Below are 16552 nucleotides of genomic sequence, written 5' to 3' on the forward strand. Positions count from 1 at the left end.
TCTTGGTTTTAATAACCGAAAATTCATCAGTAATTAACATTTTTTTGTTATACAATGCGCGCGCTTATTTTGATGAACCCTTTATCTTTTTCAGGGACGATAGATTATTTTCGGAGGAAACTATGTCAGAACGATCTCCAGTGATCACAGTAGATGGCCCTAGCGGTGCAGGGAAAGGCACAATATGCCAATTATTGGCACAACATTTAGGATGGCATTTATTAGATAGCGGGGCGATTTATCGTGTTTTAGCCTTAGCCGCTATTCATCATGACGTTGAGCTAGAAAACGAAGAAGCACTTACCTTATTAGCTGCTCACCTTGATGTCCAATTTTTAACTGGCACCGACATTGATGCCATTAAAGTGATTCTTGAAGGTGAAGACGTTACCACGACCATTCGTACTCAAGAATGCTCTAATGCAGCCTCTAAAGTCGCGGCGCTCCCACGGGTACGTGAGGCATTATTGCGTCGTCAACGGGCTTTTAGTGCCGCGCCAGGTCTGGTTGCTGATGGACGTGACATGGGCACCGTAGTTTTTTCAAAAGCCCCGGTAAAAATATTTTTAACAGCGTCTGCCGAAGAACGAGCGCAAAGACGCTATAATCAGTTGCAGGACAAGGGCTTCGATGTTAAAATCGACCGCCTTTTAGCTGAAATTATTGAACGAGACGACCGTGATATCAATCGCGCCGCTTCGCCGCTGGTCCCAGCTGAAGATGCACTTGTCATTGATACAAGCGGCATAGGCATTGAAGATGTATTGAAGCAAGTGCTTGAGTACGTTAGACAAAAAATTACTGTTGCGTAACCGAATTGTCGATTACTGTGCAGTAGGTATTCGTGTTAAGGATGACACGAATAATATTACTAGACTCCACATCTAGGATGGATGGTGGTTTATTTAATGAAAGTAACCTAAAACATGACTGAATCTTTTGCTGATCTATTTGAACAATCCCTTCAAACCCTAGAGTTCCGTCCAGGTTCTATCGTTCGTGGTACAGTTGTTGCCATCGAAAACGGTATGGTACTTGTTGACGCAGGCCTTAAGTCTGAAAGCCCAATCAATGCTGACGAATTCAAAAACGCACAAGGCGTTTTAGAAATCCAAGTAGGTGATGAAGTTGACGTAGCCCTTGACTCTGTTGAAGATGGCTTCGGTGAGACTCAATTGTCTCGCGAAAAAGCTAAGCGTCATGAAGCTTGGATCGTTCTAGAAAAAGCGTACGAAGATGCTGAAACTGTAATCGGTATCATCAATGGTAAAGTTAAAGGTGGTTTCACTGTTGAATTAAACGGTATCCGTGCCTTCTTACCAGGTTCTCTAGTTGACGTGCGCCCAGTTCGCGACACCGCTCACTTAGAGTTCAAAGAATTAGAATTCAAAGTTATCAAGCTTGACCAGAAGCGTAACAACGTTGTTGTTTCTCGTCGTGCTGTTATCGAATCTGAAAGCAGTGCAGAACGTGATACTCTTCTTGAGAATCTACAAGAAGGCCAAGCTGTTAAAGGTATCGTTAAAAACCTTACTGACTACGGTGCATTCGTAGACTTAGGTGGTGTTGACGGTCTTTTACATATCACTGATATGGCTTGGAAACGCGTTAAGCACCCATCTGAAATCGTTAATGTTGGTGACGAAATCAACGTTAAAGTACTTAAGTATGACCGTGAGCGTACTCGCGTATCACTAGGTCTTAAGCAACTTGGCGAAGATCCATGGTTAGAAATCAGCAAGCGCTACCCAGAAAGCACTAAGCTAACTGGTCGCGTAACAAACTTAACTGACTACGGTTGCTTCGTCGAAATCGAAGAAGGCGTTGAAGGTTTAGTACACGTTTCTGAAATGGATTGGACTAACAAGAACATTCACCCATCTAAAGTTGTTAACTTAGGTGATGAAGTTGAAGTGTTAGTACTAGACATCGATGAAGAGCGTCGTCGTATTTCTCTAGGCCTGAAACAGTGTAAAGTTAACCCATGGGATGACTTCGCAACTCGTTACAACAAAGGCGACAAAGTATCTGGTAAGATCAAGTCAATCACTGACTTCGGTATCTTTATCGGTCTTGACGGTGGAATCGATGGTCTTGTTCACTTATCTGACATTTCTTGGAACGGTACTGGCGAAGACGCAGTTTCTGAATACAAGAAAGGCGATGAAATCCACGCTGTAGTGCTTTCAGTAGACCCAGAGCGTGAGCGCATCAGTTTAGGTGTTAAGCAAACTGAAGACGATCCATTCAACGCATACTTAGCTGACAAGAAGAAAGGCACCGTAGTTCACGGTACTGTTTCTGCTGTTGACGCAAAAGGTGTTACAGTTGAACTAGCAGAAACTGTTGAAGGTTACATTCGTGTAGCTGATATTTCAGCAGACCGCATCGAAGATGCATCTACTGTATACTCAGTAGGTGATGCTATCGAAGCTAAGTTCATGGGCGTAGATCGTAAGAACCGTTCTATCAGCTTATCTATCAAAGCGAAAGATGAAGCTGAACAGAAAGAAGCGATCGCTACTTTGAACAAGCAAGACGAAGTTGTAATGAGCAGCGCAATGGCTGAAGCATTCAAAGCAGCTCGTAAGTAATCGAAAATCGTCTGTTGTATGGGGACGTGGTCCCCATTAGGCGACTGTGTTTGGCTTGATAATATGGGATAGCTAAGATGACAAAATCTGAACTTATCGAAAAACTCGCCACTAGGCAGTCGCAACTGTCGGCGAAAGAAGTGGAAAGTGCAATCAAAGAGATGTTGGAGCAAATGGCAACAACATTAGAAAGCGGTGATCGTATAGAAATCCGTGGATTTGGTAGTTTTTCACTTCACTATCGTGCGCCACGTACTGGCCGTAACCCAAAAACTGGTACCTCAGTTGATTTGGAAGGCAAGTATGTTCCACACTTTAAGCCGGGTAAAGAACTGCGCGAACGTGTCGATGCTGTTAATCCTTGATTAACGCTTTAATAAAAAGCCTCCTCTTGGAGGCTTTTTTGTATCTAATGGCAGTCAGTGCTGGTCAGCCCAGTAAATTTCTTGGATAATCATTATATTGATGCACCTTCATGGAGAATAGCGTGAGATCATTTATTGTCGTTGTACTAGTTGGGCTATTGTTTGTTTTAGCATTATTATTTGGTGCTAAAAATGAGCAAGTTGTCACCTTAAGCTACTTTATTGCTGAAGGGCAATATCGATTACCTATTGTGCTTGCCGTGGTATTTTTCAGCGGGTTTATTATCAGCTGGATATTTGCAAGTTACCATATCGTCAAGCTAAAGCTGGCGTTGCGTAAAAGCAATAAAGCCCTTAAAAAGCTCACTGCTGCAGATGCAACAAGTGTTGCTGTAATGCCTAAGGATCAAGCTGTCTAGTATGCTAGAAATCTTGTTCTTGTTATTACCTATCGCTGCCGGTTATGGATGGTATATGGGACGACGCAGTATTCGTCATAGCGATAGCCAGCAGAGTAAAAAATTAAGCCGAGATTATTTTACTGGGCTTAACTTTTTACTGTCTAACGAGTCTGATAAAGCGGTTGATTTATTCATCAGCATGCTAGATGTCGATGACGAAACCATCGACACTCATTTATCGTTAGGTTCGTTATTCCGTAAAAGAGGTGAAGTGGATCGTTCCATTCGTATCCATCAAAACTTGATTGCCAGACCGAGCTTAACCAATGAGCAGCGCGATATTGCGATGATGGAGTTAGGTAAAGATTATATGGCTGCTGGGTTTTATGACCGCGCCGAAGAAATTTTTATTAACTTGGTCAGCCAAGATGATCACAGTGAAGAAGCCGAAACTCAGCTGTTATTAATCTATCAAGTGACTAAAGAATGGCAAAGTGCCATCGATATCACTAAGCGTCTTCCTCGTAAACGTCAGCAAGTGCTTAAGCGCACCACAGCCCATTTTTATTGCCAGCTAGCTGATGAAGCTCATAATGAAACAGATAAAATCAAAAAGCTGCAACAAGCCATTAAGCAAGATGCTCAATGTGGTCGAGCTTGGTTAACTCTCGCCAAGATTTATCTTGATGCTGGCCAAGTTGACTTATGTAAGCACGCGTTACAAGAGCTGAAAGTGGCTGATATTGATTTATTTGCCGATGGCGTTTCAATAGCAAAACAAGTTTATCGCGACACACAAGATCCTAATGGTTTTCACGAACTACTCGCCAAAGCCATTGCCGATGGCGCCGGAGCAAGTGTAGTGGTGGCGTTAGCTGAGCACAAAATAAGCCTAGATCAACATCAAAGTGCTGAAACCATGATGCTGGATAATTTATATCGTCATCCAACTATGAAAGGTTTTCAGCATTTAATGAAGTTACACATTCAACAAGCTGAAGATGGTCAAGCTAAGCAAAGTTTATCTATGCTTGAGCAACTTGTTGAACAACAAATTAAATTCCGCCCAAGTTATCGCTGTACTGCTTGTGGTTTTCCTTCTCACGGTTTGTATTGGCATTGTCCATCATGCAAACAATGGGGCAGTATCAAGCGGATAAAAGGCCTAGATGGTGAATAACGTGGCCATCGTAAAATACCAACCCTATAATTAATGCAGTAACACCATATTACCGCTGGAGTTCCAATGACTGAGAAATCAATTGTAGTCGCCCTCGACTATGACAATAAACATGACGCATTGACCTTTATTGATAAACTCGACCCAGAGATATGTCGGTTAAAAATTGGCAAAGAAATGTTTACCTTATTTGGGCCTGAGTTAGTTAATGATATTCACAGCCGAAACTTTGATTTATTCCTTGATTTGAAATTTCATGATATTCCCAACACAGTTGCCAAAGCCGTTGCCGCTGCTGCTGATTTAGGCGTGTGGATGACTAATGTGCATGCCAGTGGTGGACTTGCTATGATGCAGGCCGCTAAAAAAGCACTAATACCATTTGGTAAAGAAGCACCACTACTGATTGCGGTTACCGTATTAACCTCAATGTCAGATGAAGACTTAGCCTTACTGGGTATCAATGTGCCAGCATTTGAACATGTACTGCGCTTAGCTAAGCTGACTCATCAAGCTGGTTTAGACGGGGTGGTATGCTCAGCTCAAGAAGCTAAATTACTAAAATCATCATTTGGCCAAGACTTTACCTTAGTGACCCCTGGGATAAGACCGGCTGGCAGTGATGCCGGTGATCAACATCGGGTGATGACGCCTCCACAAGCCATTGCTGCTGGGTCTGATTATTTGGTGATCGGTCGCCCAATCACTCAAGCTGCCGATCCCTTAGCGGCGCTCAAGGCTATTTATCAATCGCTACATGTTTGATGTAAAGGCATTATTGAAACAGAGATATTATCTAGCAATGATGCCAGCAAAGTACACTTATCAACATCAAGCAATCACACAGAAATAAAGGATGACTATGTCTGATAATACAAGGTTTGATTACACGGCTAAAAATGTTGTCGTGGTGGGTGGTACCTCTGGCATTAATCTTCAAGTTGCGATTCAATTTGCAAAAGCTGGCGCCAATGTTACCGTTGCCAGTCGCAGTGTTGATAAGGTCAATGCCGCCGTTGAATTACTCAATCAAGCTAATCCAAATGCTATTCATTTAGGGGTGAGTTTTGATGTGCGCGACAACGATGCGTTAACCCTTGGGTTTGATAAAATTGCTTCCACTTATGGGCACATTGATGTGTTGATCAGTGGTGCTGCAGGTAATTTCCCTGCCAGTGCGGCAAAATTGTCTCCTAATGGTTTTAAATCGGTTATCGATATTGATTTAATTGGCAGCTTTCAAGTATTGAAACATGCTTATCCATTGTTATCTCGTCCAAATGGCAGCATTATTCAAATTTCTGCGCCACAAGCTTATATCGCCATGCCATTGCAAGTGCATGTTTGCGCCGCTAAAGCCGGTGTCGATATGCTCACTCGCACATTAGCGTTAGAGTGGGGCGTTGAAGGCATTAGAATTAACTCTATTGTGCCAGGGCCTATAGCCGATACTGAAGGCTTTAACCGTTTAGCCCCCACTGATGAGTTACAGCAACGGGTGGCAAATAGCGTGCCGTTGAAACGTAATGGCCAGGGTCAGGACATTGCTAACGCTGCCTTATTCCTCGCATCAGATATGGCATCATATATTACCGGCGTAGTATTACCCGTTGATGGCGGTTGGTCATTAGGTGGCGCCAGTATTGCAATGACCGAATTAGGTGACATAGCTGCGAAGCACGGTTTATAAAAATCGATAAAATTAAAGGTATATAACATGGCCAATGCATTACAAGATCAATTGCTTAAAGCAGGTCTTGCCAGTAAACAAAAAGTGCGCGACGTTAAAACCCAAAAGCGTCGTGATAAAAAATCAAAGGTAGATGACGGCAGTTCAGCGCTCAAGCAACAGATTGCTGAGCAAAAATTAGCGCAAGCCAAAAAAGATAAAGCCTTAAATGAGCAGCGCTTTGCCGCAGCAACTGAAAAAGGACAAGTCCGTGGCTTAATCAGCGAGTTTGCTAAATTTGCCATTACCGTTTCTAGAGATGCAGAGCTGAAATTCAACTACACCTTAGAAAACAAAATTTATTCGGTTTACATCACCGACAAAATTCAAGCTGATTTATTAAATGGCACCTTAGGTATCATCCGTCATGAAGATAAAAGCTACATAGTGCCGCATAAGCTTGCTGAACGAGTGAAGTTACTTGTGCCGCAGTGGTGTGGTTATTTGTGGGATAAAGCGGCTAAAGATTCTGTGGCGCAGGTAAGCGGCGCTGATGATCCATATGCCGACTACGCAATTCCAGACGATTTAATGTGGTAATTATTAATCATTAACAAAAAACGCCTCTAAATAGAGGCGTTTTTTGTGTGGTATTTACTAGTCTGCATTAGCCTGCTTGGCCGTTAATGCTATGACTTGCTGACAATAAGCAAGGTGATGGCGGATAGTGTCTAAGTATTGTGATGCTTGATAATCAATTAGGTACCAATAACTGGCTTGGCTGTCTGGGTATTGATTATAAAACAACGACTCAGCCAAGATTAAGTCGCTTTGATTGGCGTAGGTTAACCATTGCACACTAGGTAAGTTACTTAATGCGGCGAGTAACGCATATTGCACCTCAAGATTATCTGGTGTATCCGAGCTGACTTGCAGGGCTAAGCGTTGCGCCACCTTAAATTGTGGGTCGGTATTGTCTGGACTTAATAGCTTATTTTGCCGGCGACGGACCGCATCACTCAGTAATACTTCAAATGGATTAATATCAACGGGTTCGTTATCCTGCGGCAAAAGGGGAGATGCATCATCGAGAAATAACGCTGGCCACTGAATATTATGGCTGGTGAGCTGTAATCCTAAGGCGATACGACGTTCGCCTAACCAATTATGCACCATGCAGGGTAAATACTCATTCGCCGGCATGTCATCAGGTCTGGCTAAAGAGGGTAATAAAGACATCCGCTGTACATTGACCTGTTGTGCCATTAGGGACATTAATAAAATAGTCACCAGTCCTGATGATGGCCAACAGGTTAACTGCACCTCGAGAGTTTCGCCTACTTCGGTAAGCAGTGACACTAATTGATCGTTATCCGGGCTATTACTGACCACAAAAGCATAATGTGAGCCAGCATAAGGCCCATTACAAATATTAATCACTTTATCGGCTTCATGTTGAGTGCCATTAAAGATGAAAGTATGTCCAATTTGAGCGGGTTGCCAATCACCACTTGCATTACCAATAACTGTTACTTGCTGAAAGTATTCAGATAAAATCGGTGATGAGGCCTGCGAGTCATTGCGAGTATGCATAAAGTGTCACTTGCTATTATCTAATGCTAAGGTCTGTTTATTGTGGTGAACAATGTGCTTTAAACACACCATAGTTGTTAATCAAATAAGTTGCTCACCCAATCAGCGTTCGACCAATTGTAACTCATTGAAACCCTATTGGGTTGAGAAACCTAAACAATCAACATAAAGGCAAGTGAGAAGCCAACATTCGTCAAAATATGGTTAGATAATTGCTAAAAAGCTTTTCCTTTTGTGACGCTTTAGTATAAATTAAAACAACTGTTTTAATTATTCGTTTAAGAGACTCTTATGAACCCATACCAAGCACCGTTAAAGGACATGCAATTCTTGTTGGCACAGGTATTTGATGCAAAAGCGACATGGGAACAGCTTCCTGCGATGGCAGATGTTGTTGACCTTGATACTGCATTCGCCATTCTAGAGGAAGCCAATAAGATCAGCCGTGATCTGCTTCACCCTTTAAATCGCAACGGTGACGAGCAAGGTGTGGTTCATAAAGGTAACGACATTATTACCCCTGATGGTTTTAAAGAAGTGTATCAGCAGTTTTCTGATGGCGGTTGGGTGGGATTATGCGGCGAGGCGGATTTTGGTGGCATGGGTATGCCCAAAATGCTCGGTGTACTGGTAGATGAAATGGGCTATAGCGCATGTAACTCATTTACGCTTTACAGTTCACTGACCGCAGGTGCTGCCTTGTGTATTAATGCTCATGCAAACGACGAGTTAAAACAAACCTATTTACCTAATTTGTATACTGGCCAATGGGCTGGTGCCATGGACATGACCGAGCCTCATGCTGGTTCTGATCTACGTGGTATTCGCACTAAAGCAGAACCACTTGATGATGGCAGCTACGCCATTACGGGTAACAAGATTTTTATTACTGGCGGCGATCAAGATTTAACTGAAAACGTTATCCACTTAGTATTAGCTAAACTACCCGGTTCAAAAGGTATTTCATTATTTTTAGTGCCTAAAATTCGCGTTAACAGCGACGGTAGCTTAGGCGAACCTAATGGTGTAACGGTAGGTTCTATTGAACACAAGATGGGGCTGAAAGCATCCGCGACGTGTGTGATGAACTACGATAATGCTAAAGGCTTTTTAATCGGTGAGCCGGATCGTGGTTTAGTGTGTATGTTTACCATGATGAACTATGAGCGTTTAGCCATTGGCTTACAAGGTTTAGGTAACGCGCAAGCGGCTTATCAAATGGCCAGTGAATATGCTAAAGATCGTTTACAAGGTATCGCTGCAGCGGGTTCTGCCACGGGTGCAACATCTGATCCGATTATTGTTCATGGCGACGTGCGTCGTATGCTATTAACGATTCGCGCAATGACCGAAGCGGGTAGAGCATTGTCGGTATATACCGGTAAGCAGCTAGATTTAGCAAAATATGCTAGTGGAGATGTACAAGTAAAGGCGGCCAGATATGTAGGTTTACTGACCCCAGTATCAAAAGCCTTTTTAACTGACCGCGGTTTAGATGCCACCATCATGGGCCAGCAAGTCTTTGGTGGTCATGGTTATATCCGTGAAACAGGTATTGAGCAGTTTGTGCGTGATACCCGTATTGCACAAATATACGAAGGCACTAACGGTATTCAGGCTATCGACTTTTTAGGCCGTAAAATTACCGGTGATGACGTTGCCACCTTGACTGAATTTGTCGCTGAAGTGAATGCGAGTCTTATTGAGTTAACTCAGGCAAATGGCGATCATAAAGCGATGGTAAGCCGAGTATTTGATGAGTTGCTGACAACCGCTAACTACATTAATGCTAACAAGAAAACTCAACCAGCATTAGTAAACTCTTGTGCGGTCGACTTTTTAGATGCCTTTGGTTACGCAGTATACGGTTACTTCTGGTTATTAATGGCCGATAAAGCATCAAGCCACGAAGATCAAAGCTTTGCGGCGCAAAAACAATTTGTGGCAGATTTCTACATGGATAAGCTACTATCAAAATCTCAATATCATTTATCACAAGTTAATCAAGGTGATAAATCGATTATGGCCATGCCAGCTGACATGTTCTAAGCCTAGTTATCGCTGAACTGAGTCCATTATGCGCTGCTGATAAGTTGCTGCCACACAATAAGCCTTCCTCTGGAAGGCTTTTTTATTGCAGCTATACACTCACTAACTTGAGTTCAGGTTAACTCTGTTAAGGCAATCAGTTTGTTCTTGCTTAGCAATTCAGAGCCTAAACTGGCGTTACCTATCGCTTAACCACGAGTCGCTTGATTACTTACTTCGCTTCCAATAGATAAAGGCCACAATAGCCACAAGTACGATGGCTGGAGTGAGTTGAGTGAAATGATGAAAAAGTCCTACCCCTCCATGTCCCTCATGTGCCATGGCAATAGATGGAATGGTGGCAAGAATAAAGGCAAGAGATAAATATTTCATGGTGGAGTCCTTCTGTTGGGTTTACTTTTGTTATCATCGTTTTGATTGAGTTAACGCGTCGTTCAATAATCTGTTAATTGTTATCTGTGTCAATGCTAGGTGTCGAGCACCAACTGCATCAGCATCATGTCTTCACCATCGATCACTAGAGTGTTATTGCCGCCACACTCAGGGCATATCACAGTGCGCTCATTGACTTCTGATTGCGTTTGGCAGTCGCGGCATTGCAACACTAACGGTTGAATATTCATTATCAATTTAGCGTTATGGCATACCGTTTCAAGCTTGAAGGTGTCAAATGCTTGGGATAATAAAGCGGGTTCGACGCCACTTAAAATACCAATCTTAAGCACCACTTGCTCTATGCCTGTGGCTTGATGCTCCAAAGCTAAGGCTTCGCACTGCTCCATTAACGCCATCACAATCGAGTATTCGTGCATTAGCAAATCCTTGGCAGCAATTCACCTTGTGGTAAATCTAAGTAGCGACTGCTGCCCCAAGGGGTTTGCAGCACCACTTTACCAGGATGCCCGTCAGTCACCTGGCCAATTATCGCCGCATGCTCACAATGACCATAACGCTGCATGACTTCAATTGCGCCTTCGGCTACATCCATTGGTAAGGCCATAATAAAGGTGCCTTCATTGGCTAAATCAAAAGGTTCAAAGCCAAATAATTCACATAAACCTTTGACTTCATCACAAATAGGAATACTGGCTTCGTCAACGTTAATGCCAATTTGCGACGCTTTAGCCCACTCGTTTAATACAGCGGATAAGCCGCCCCGAGTGGCGTCGCGCATAGCATGAATGTTAATGTTGGCCACAAGTAACTGCTCAATAATAGGCCATAAAGTATCGCAATCACTGTGCAATTCAGACTCAAGCGTTAAGCCATCGCGAGCCATTAAAATGGCCGCGCCGTGGCAGCCAATATCCCGAGAGACAATAATCGCATCTCCGACTTGTAAGTTACGCGCTGAAATATCAGGACGTAAAATACGCCCTACGCCAGACGTGTTTATAAACAAGCCATCTGCACAGCCTTTAGGCACCACTTTAGTATCACCGCAGACAATTCGAGCGCCAGATTTACGTAACTCAGTCGCCATGCTGTTAACAATGGTTTTTAAGTCATCAAGAGGAAATCCCTCTTCAATAATAAAGCTGCAGCTCAAATATTCAGGTTGCGCGGCCATCATAGCTAAATCATTTACTGTGCCAGCAATCGCTAACTTGCCGATATCGCCACCAGCAAAAAACAACGGTGAAACCGTGAATGAATCGGTAGTAAAGGCAATATGACCACACATGTTCAATGTGGCCGCATCTTCTTGCGCGGTCAAAATGGGATTATCAAAGGCTTTAAAAAACAGCTCATGGATCAATTGGTCCATCTCTTTACCGCCACCACCGTGGCTAAGCTGAATGGTTTTTTTAGTCGGCATGACTCACTTCTCCATAGCGATAATAAGCATTACAGGCGCCTTCAGAGCTCACCATACAGCTGCCAAGCGGGCTTTGTGGCGTACAACCTCGACCAAACACTTTACAGTCTTTAGGATTGGCCAAACCACGCAAAATATCGCCACACATGCAGGCTTTATGATCATCAATTTCCTCTGTGGGCAATATCTTGGCATAAATACGTTCAGCATCACGGTGATGATATTCAGGCCGCAGCGTCAGCGCAGAGTTAGCAATCGGCCCAAGTCCACGCCAACGGAAGCTGTCGCGAACCATAAAATATTTGTCGACCAGTTGCTGTGCGGCAATATTGCCCTCGTAGCTCACTGAGCGGCTGTATTGGTTATCAAGTTCCGCTTTGCCTGCTACTTTTTGACGCACAATGCGCAAAATAGATTCCATAACATCCACAGGTTCAAAGCCAGACACCACAACCGGTGTCTTGTATTTATCCACAGTAGATTGATAAATTTGGGCGCCGCTAATCACACTCACGTGTGCTGGTCCAATAAAGGCATTAACTTGACAGCGGCTATCAGACATCACAGCATCAATGGCTGGTGGCACTAGCACATGGTTAATATGAAACAATAAATTGTCGATCTTTAGCGCTTCAGCTTGCGCTAATAATGCCGCTGTCATTGGCGTTGATGTTTCAAAACCAATGGCGAAAAAAATCACCGTTTTATCGGGATTATCACGGGCAATCGCTAGGGTATCTAATGGATCGTATATTGGCCGAATGTCACAGCCTTTTGAGCGAAACAGCGCCAAACTGCCCACTGAACCGGGAACTCTGATCATATCGCCCAAGGTGACTAATATGGTATCGGCTTGGGAGGCAAGGGCGGCCGCATGGTCAATGCGTTCTTTGGGCATAACGCAGACCGGACAACCAGGACCATGAATAAAGTGAATGTTGGCGGGTAATAATTGTAATAAGCCGTATTTCATAATGGTGTGCGTATGACCACCGCACACTTCCATGATGTTTATTTGCTCGTTGGTTTTAGCTGCTTGTTGCGCAATTAATTGCGCCAAATGACGAATCGTCAGCGGATCTCGAAATCCTTGATAAAAGTCATTGAGGGTCATCATTGCGCTGACTCCAATTGCATCGCGGTGACTATTTGACGATACAAATCGAGGCTTTCTTGGGCATCTTTATGGTCAATTTTATTCATCACAAAACCAATGTGAATCAAGACAAAGTCACCGATGGCGAGCGGATCACTGATTAAATGACAACTCACGCGGCGTTTTACGCCAAGCGTATCAACCGTTACTGTTTCATCATTATGAATTTCAACAACTTTTGATGGTATTGATAAACACATAATTAATATTCCTGATGCTTATCAAACCAGCTCGCCAATGCTTTCATTGAATCAGAATTTTTCACTGATACCACTAATAATTCAACGTTGGGATTTAATTTACTTAACTGTGCTTTAGCCTCATCGATACTAAAATCAAAGTGAGGCAGCAGATCAGATTTAGTAATAACGACCAAATCGGCACGGCGAAACATCACTGGATACTTCTCAATTTTATCGTCACCTTCAGGCACTGATAACAACACAATATTTTTATGGGTGCCGACATCATAACTGGCTGGGCACACTAGATTGCCGACGTTCTCAACGAAACAAATCTCTACATCATCTAAATTAATGTGATGCAGTGCGCCGTGAACCATAAAAGCGTCGAGATGACAGGCTGAGCCGGTTTGAATTTGATAGGCATTGATGCCTTTGGCTATTAAGCGGTCGGCATCGCGTGAGGTTTCAAGATCGCCTTCAATTACCGCATAACGAGCATCGAGATATTCATGTAAACACTCTAACAGACTGGTTTTACCGCTACCGGGACTGCTCATTAAGTTAAATGCGCTTACCTGATGAGCGGCAAAATGATCACGATTATGTTGTGCTTCTACGTCATTTTTATCCAATATCTTATGGATAACCGCTAACGTCTTTTTGTCGTTAAGCTGAGGATTACTATGAAGAGTATGGTCATGAGTCATTGAGCAACCGCAATCTTTACACATATGATGTTCCCTAACCTTATTGTTATGATTATCAATAAGTGTCGGTTAATTGGTTGCTGCATTCTTTGATGCACATCAGATTTTGTAATAAAGACTGTGAACAAAAGTGCTATTGAGTAAATTATGTGATCAATAGCGCAATTATTAGCAGTTAAGCATTATCTAATTCACGGTAAGTCGATTGCAGAGGCAGGATAAAAAACCTCTAGCATTTAATACTAAGCCATGTGATGAATGGCATACCACAATTGTCCCAATGCAATACCACCGTCAATTAGCAGTTAAGCATTATCTAATTCACGGTAAGTCGATTGCAGAGGCAGGGTAAAAAACCTCTAGCATTTAATACTAAGCCATGTGATGAATGGCATACCACAATTGTCCCAATGCAATACCACCGTCATTGATAGGGATATGACCACTGGGTAAAAAGCGCCTGCCACCTTGATGACAATCATCAAGACATTGGCTAAGTAAGAGTTTATTTTGAAATACACCACCACAAAACACCTGTGGTAGCTGCGGATACTGTTGAGCGACTTGGTTAACTTGCTGGCTAATGGCATGAATAAAATGCCAACATATTTGCTGTTTAATTGAAGAGCTCTGTGAGTGAGTGAGCAAATGATTGATTAACTGAGCGATAAAGTCACTGCTGTGCCATTGCACTGGCTCAATTGCTTTATCCGCCTGATTACCCGTGCAGCTTAACCTGTTGAGTGTTACCGGTAAGCCCTCAATACCGACATTGTTAAGATAGTCATTTGCAGCGGCTTCAATCATCATACCGGCTTGGCCTTCATATTGTGAGCTGCCAATAAAGTCTAATGCCACCGCCAGTGCATCAAATAAGCGTCCAACAGAGCGACATTCAATACAATGGCTATTGTTACGCCATAACTGATACAAATTCATTACCTTATGTCGGCCTAAATTTTGTATCGCAGCAATGGGAAGTGTGAGCACATGTTGCAGTGACATCTGCTCAAATAATAATGCCAGTAAAATTCTCACTGGCTGCTTAATCGCTTGTTCACCGCCAATAAGCTTAAAGGAACTAAAGTGTGCCAAAGTGGTAAAACCGTGTATATCTGCCAGCATCACTTCGCTGCCCCATAGTACGCTGTCATCGCCTAAGCCGGTTCCGTCAAAGCTAAATCCTACAACTTGATCAGTATGTTGATGCATTGCCATCACCGACAGTACATGGGCGAAATGATGTTGTACGCCAATACAATGAGATGGCGGCAGTTGATGCTCACATTGATACTTCACCGCCCATTGAGTCGGTGCATATTGTGGATGATTATCATGCACAATATGGCTCGGGCTAAAATCATATAGGCGCCTGAACGTTGCTAAACTTTGGTTGAAATATTGCTGTGCTTCTAGATTGAATAAATCACCAATGTGTGGCGAAACAATCAGATTATCGTCAAAGCCAAATGCAACGGTGTTTTTCTGTTGCCCACCAACCGCTAATACGCTGTGTTGACTATTGGATAGCATGGGAGAGTGAAGGTTGATGGTCAGTGGCGCATAGCCACGGGCCAATCGAATCACTTGCACCTGCTCGTCGATCACTTGCACCACACTGTCATCACAGGCATTAATAATCGGCCTGTTATGGTCAAGTATCCCATCAATAACATGGGCTAGATGTTTTTCGATATCAGTCTTATTCGTGATAATCGGCTCGCCGCTGCGATTGGCACTGGTCGCCACAATGGGCTTGTTTAAACGCTGCATTAATAAATGGTGTAATGGGGTGTAGGGCAAAAAGATCCCAAGGCGATCAATACCTGGTGCTAGCAATGAGCTAAGTGCGATAGCGTTATTATGTTTACTTGCAGCATCATTGTTATCACTCTTTGCACGAGTATGACGTTTATTCATCAAGATGATGGGTTTCTCAGGGCTGGTTAATGCTTGCCATTCTGCTGGCGTGCCACTAACGCACTGTTGAGCTTGAGCTAAGTTGGTGACCATAATCGCCAAAGGTTTTGCTGGGCGCTGTTTACGTTGGCGCAGTGCTGCCACAGCGTCATTATTAGTGGCATCGCAGACTAAATGGAATCCGCCTAAGCCTTTAATGGCCACAATGCCGCCACGGTTAATCATTTCAACGGCTTGCTCTAATGCGATTAACATCGACGAGTCATAGAGAAATTCGGCGTTTGCATTGATGGTACTAAAGGTTAATTGTGGACCACAGTGGGGACAACTCACTGGCTGAGCATGATAGCGTCGATTGAGTGGATCGGTATAAGCCGCGCGGCAGCGATCGCACATCACAAAATCTGCCATCGCAGTGTTGCATCTGTCATAGGGGAGTGAATCAATAATGCTATAACGCGGGCCGCAATTTGTGCAATTGGTAAACGGGTACTGATAGTGACGGTTATGAGGATCGTTAATGTCATCGAGACAATCTAGGCAAATACTCATGTCGGCTGAAATAGCGACGTTGGCATGTTCGCCGTCTAGAATGTGGCTATCGATAATACTAAATCCGTCAAATTGACTTAATTGGCGGTGATTTATGACTTCAATGGCATCAATTCGCGCTAATGGCGGAGGTGATTGAGTCAAACTATCCATAAACTGCTCAATCAGTTGGTTACTGCCTTGCAAAATAATTGTCACCCCAAGATGATTATTGAGCACACTGCCCACTAAATTCAATTGGTGTGCCAGCCGAAACACAAAGGGACGAAATCCAACTCCTTGTACAATACCTTTAACAATAACGGTAACTTGTCGTAATGGCTTCATAAAAACTCAATCTCAAACGAGGATAAGCAAAAACT

17 protein-coding genes are annotated in these 16552 nt (G+C 43.3%); 9 read left to right on the plus strand and 8 right to left on the minus strand.

Going from position 1 to position 16552, the window contains the following annotated elements; translation table 11 throughout:
* Nucleotides 1–122: 122 nt before the first annotated feature.
* From cmk to H5123_RS05625, 8 genes are all read left to right on the plus strand, one after another.
* Nucleotides 123–812: a (d)CMP kinase gene (gene cmk, locus H5123_RS05590; RefSeq protein ID WP_124014764.1), complete on the plus strand. Its 690-nt coding sequence runs from the start codon at nucleotides 123–125 to the stop codon at nucleotides 810–812.
* 114 nt (nucleotides 813–926) lie between these two features.
* Nucleotides 927–2594, plus strand: a complete 1668-nt coding sequence (gene rpsA, locus H5123_RS05595) for a 30S ribosomal protein S1 (protein WP_124014765.1) — start codon at nucleotides 927–929, stop codon at nucleotides 2592–2594.
* Between the two features lie 77 nt (nucleotides 2595–2671).
* Nucleotides 2672–2959 carry an integration host factor subunit beta gene (gene ihfB, locus H5123_RS05600; RefSeq protein ID WP_124014766.1) on the plus strand — a complete coding sequence of 96 codons (288 nt, stop codon included), beginning with the start codon at nucleotides 2672–2674 and terminating at the stop codon, nucleotides 2957–2959.
* 122 nt (nucleotides 2960–3081) lie between these two features.
* Nucleotides 3082–3378 (plus strand): LapA family protein, encoded by a 297-nt coding sequence (locus H5123_RS05605; protein WP_273058137.1) that lies wholly within the window; start codon nucleotides 3082–3084, stop codon nucleotides 3376–3378.
* Nucleotide 3379: 1 nt separating this feature from the next.
* Nucleotides 3380–4540, plus strand: coding sequence for a lipopolysaccharide assembly protein LapB (gene lapB, locus H5123_RS05610; protein ID WP_124014768.1), 1161 nt, complete (start codon nucleotides 3380–3382; stop codon nucleotides 4538–4540).
* Between the two features lie 66 nt (nucleotides 4541–4606).
* Entirely contained in the window at nucleotides 4607–5305 is a 699-nt protein-coding gene (pyrF, locus tag H5123_RS05615; RefSeq protein ID WP_124014769.1) for an orotidine-5'-phosphate decarboxylase, read from the plus strand.
* A gap of 97 nt (nucleotides 5306–5402) precedes the next feature.
* On the plus strand, nucleotides 5403–6230 hold the full coding sequence (locus H5123_RS05620) for an SDR family oxidoreductase (RefSeq protein WP_124014770.1): 828 nt from the start codon (nucleotides 5403–5405) through the stop codon (nucleotides 6228–6230).
* Nucleotides 6231–6257: 27 nt separating this feature from the next.
* Complete coding sequence (locus H5123_RS05625) at nucleotides 6258–6809, plus strand: DUF2058 domain-containing protein (RefSeq protein WP_124014771.1); 552 nt, start codon at nucleotides 6258–6260, stop codon at nucleotides 6807–6809.
* 57 nt (nucleotides 6810–6866) lie between these two features.
* Here H5123_RS05625 and H5123_RS05630 read toward each other — a convergent pair whose 3' ends face one another.
* Nucleotides 6867–7802 (minus strand): hypothetical protein, encoded by a 936-nt coding sequence (locus H5123_RS05630; RefSeq protein ID WP_259395594.1) that lies wholly within the window; start codon nucleotides 7800–7802, stop codon nucleotides 6867–6869.
* Nucleotides 7803–8093: 291 nt separating this feature from the next.
* Between H5123_RS05630 and H5123_RS05635 the strand changes: the two genes are divergently transcribed.
* Entirely contained in the window at nucleotides 8094–9851 is a 1758-nt protein-coding gene (locus tag H5123_RS05635) for an acyl-CoA dehydrogenase C-terminal domain-containing protein (RefSeq protein ID WP_124014773.1), read from the plus strand.
* 207 nt (nucleotides 9852–10058) lie between these two features.
* Here the strand turns inward: H5123_RS05635 and H5123_RS05640 are convergent, their stop codons facing one another.
* From H5123_RS05640 to hypF, 7 genes are all read right to left on the minus strand, one after another.
* On the minus strand, nucleotides 10059–10223 hold the full coding sequence (locus H5123_RS05640; protein ID WP_165870019.1) for a hypothetical protein: 165 nt from the start codon (nucleotides 10221–10223) through the stop codon (nucleotides 10059–10061).
* A gap of 95 nt (nucleotides 10224–10318) precedes the next feature.
* Nucleotides 10319–10663, minus strand: coding sequence for a hydrogenase maturation nickel metallochaperone HypA (locus tag H5123_RS05645; protein ID WP_124014774.1), 345 nt, complete (start codon nucleotides 10661–10663; stop codon nucleotides 10319–10321).
* Nucleotides 10663–11670, minus strand: coding sequence for a hydrogenase expression/formation protein HypE (hypE, locus tag H5123_RS05650; protein ID WP_124014775.1), 1008 nt, complete (start codon nucleotides 11668–11670; stop codon nucleotides 10663–10665). The genes H5123_RS05645 and hypE overlap by 1 nt, the downstream gene beginning before the upstream one ends.
* Nucleotides 11660–12787: a hydrogenase formation protein HypD gene (gene hypD, locus H5123_RS05655; RefSeq protein WP_124014776.1), complete on the minus strand. Its 1128-nt coding sequence runs from the start codon at nucleotides 12785–12787 to the stop codon at nucleotides 11660–11662. The genes hypE and hypD overlap by 11 nt, the downstream gene beginning before the upstream one ends.
* Nucleotides 12784–13026: a HypC/HybG/HupF family hydrogenase formation chaperone gene (locus H5123_RS05660; protein WP_182697291.1), complete on the minus strand. Its 243-nt coding sequence runs from the start codon at nucleotides 13024–13026 to the stop codon at nucleotides 12784–12786. Before H5123_RS05660 ends, hypD begins: the two co-directional genes overlap by 4 nt.
* Before the next feature lie 2 nt (nucleotides 13027–13028).
* Nucleotides 13029–13742, minus strand: a complete 714-nt coding sequence (hypB, locus tag H5123_RS05665; RefSeq protein ID WP_124014778.1) for a hydrogenase nickel incorporation protein HypB — start codon at nucleotides 13740–13742, stop codon at nucleotides 13029–13031.
* A gap of 348 nt (nucleotides 13743–14090) precedes the next feature.
* The gene (hypF, locus tag H5123_RS05670) at nucleotides 14091–16517 is read right to left on the minus strand and encodes a carbamoyltransferase HypF (protein ID WP_182697292.1); all 2427 of its coding nucleotides are present in this window, start codon (nucleotides 16515–16517) and stop codon (nucleotides 14091–14093) included.
* Nucleotides 16518–16552 lie beyond the last annotated feature (35 nt).

It is taken from the genome of Shewanella sp. SR43-4 (assembly GCF_014163845.1).
GTDB classification, from domain to species: domain Bacteria; phylum Pseudomonadota; class Gammaproteobacteria; order Enterobacterales; family Shewanellaceae; genus Shewanella; species Shewanella vesiculosa.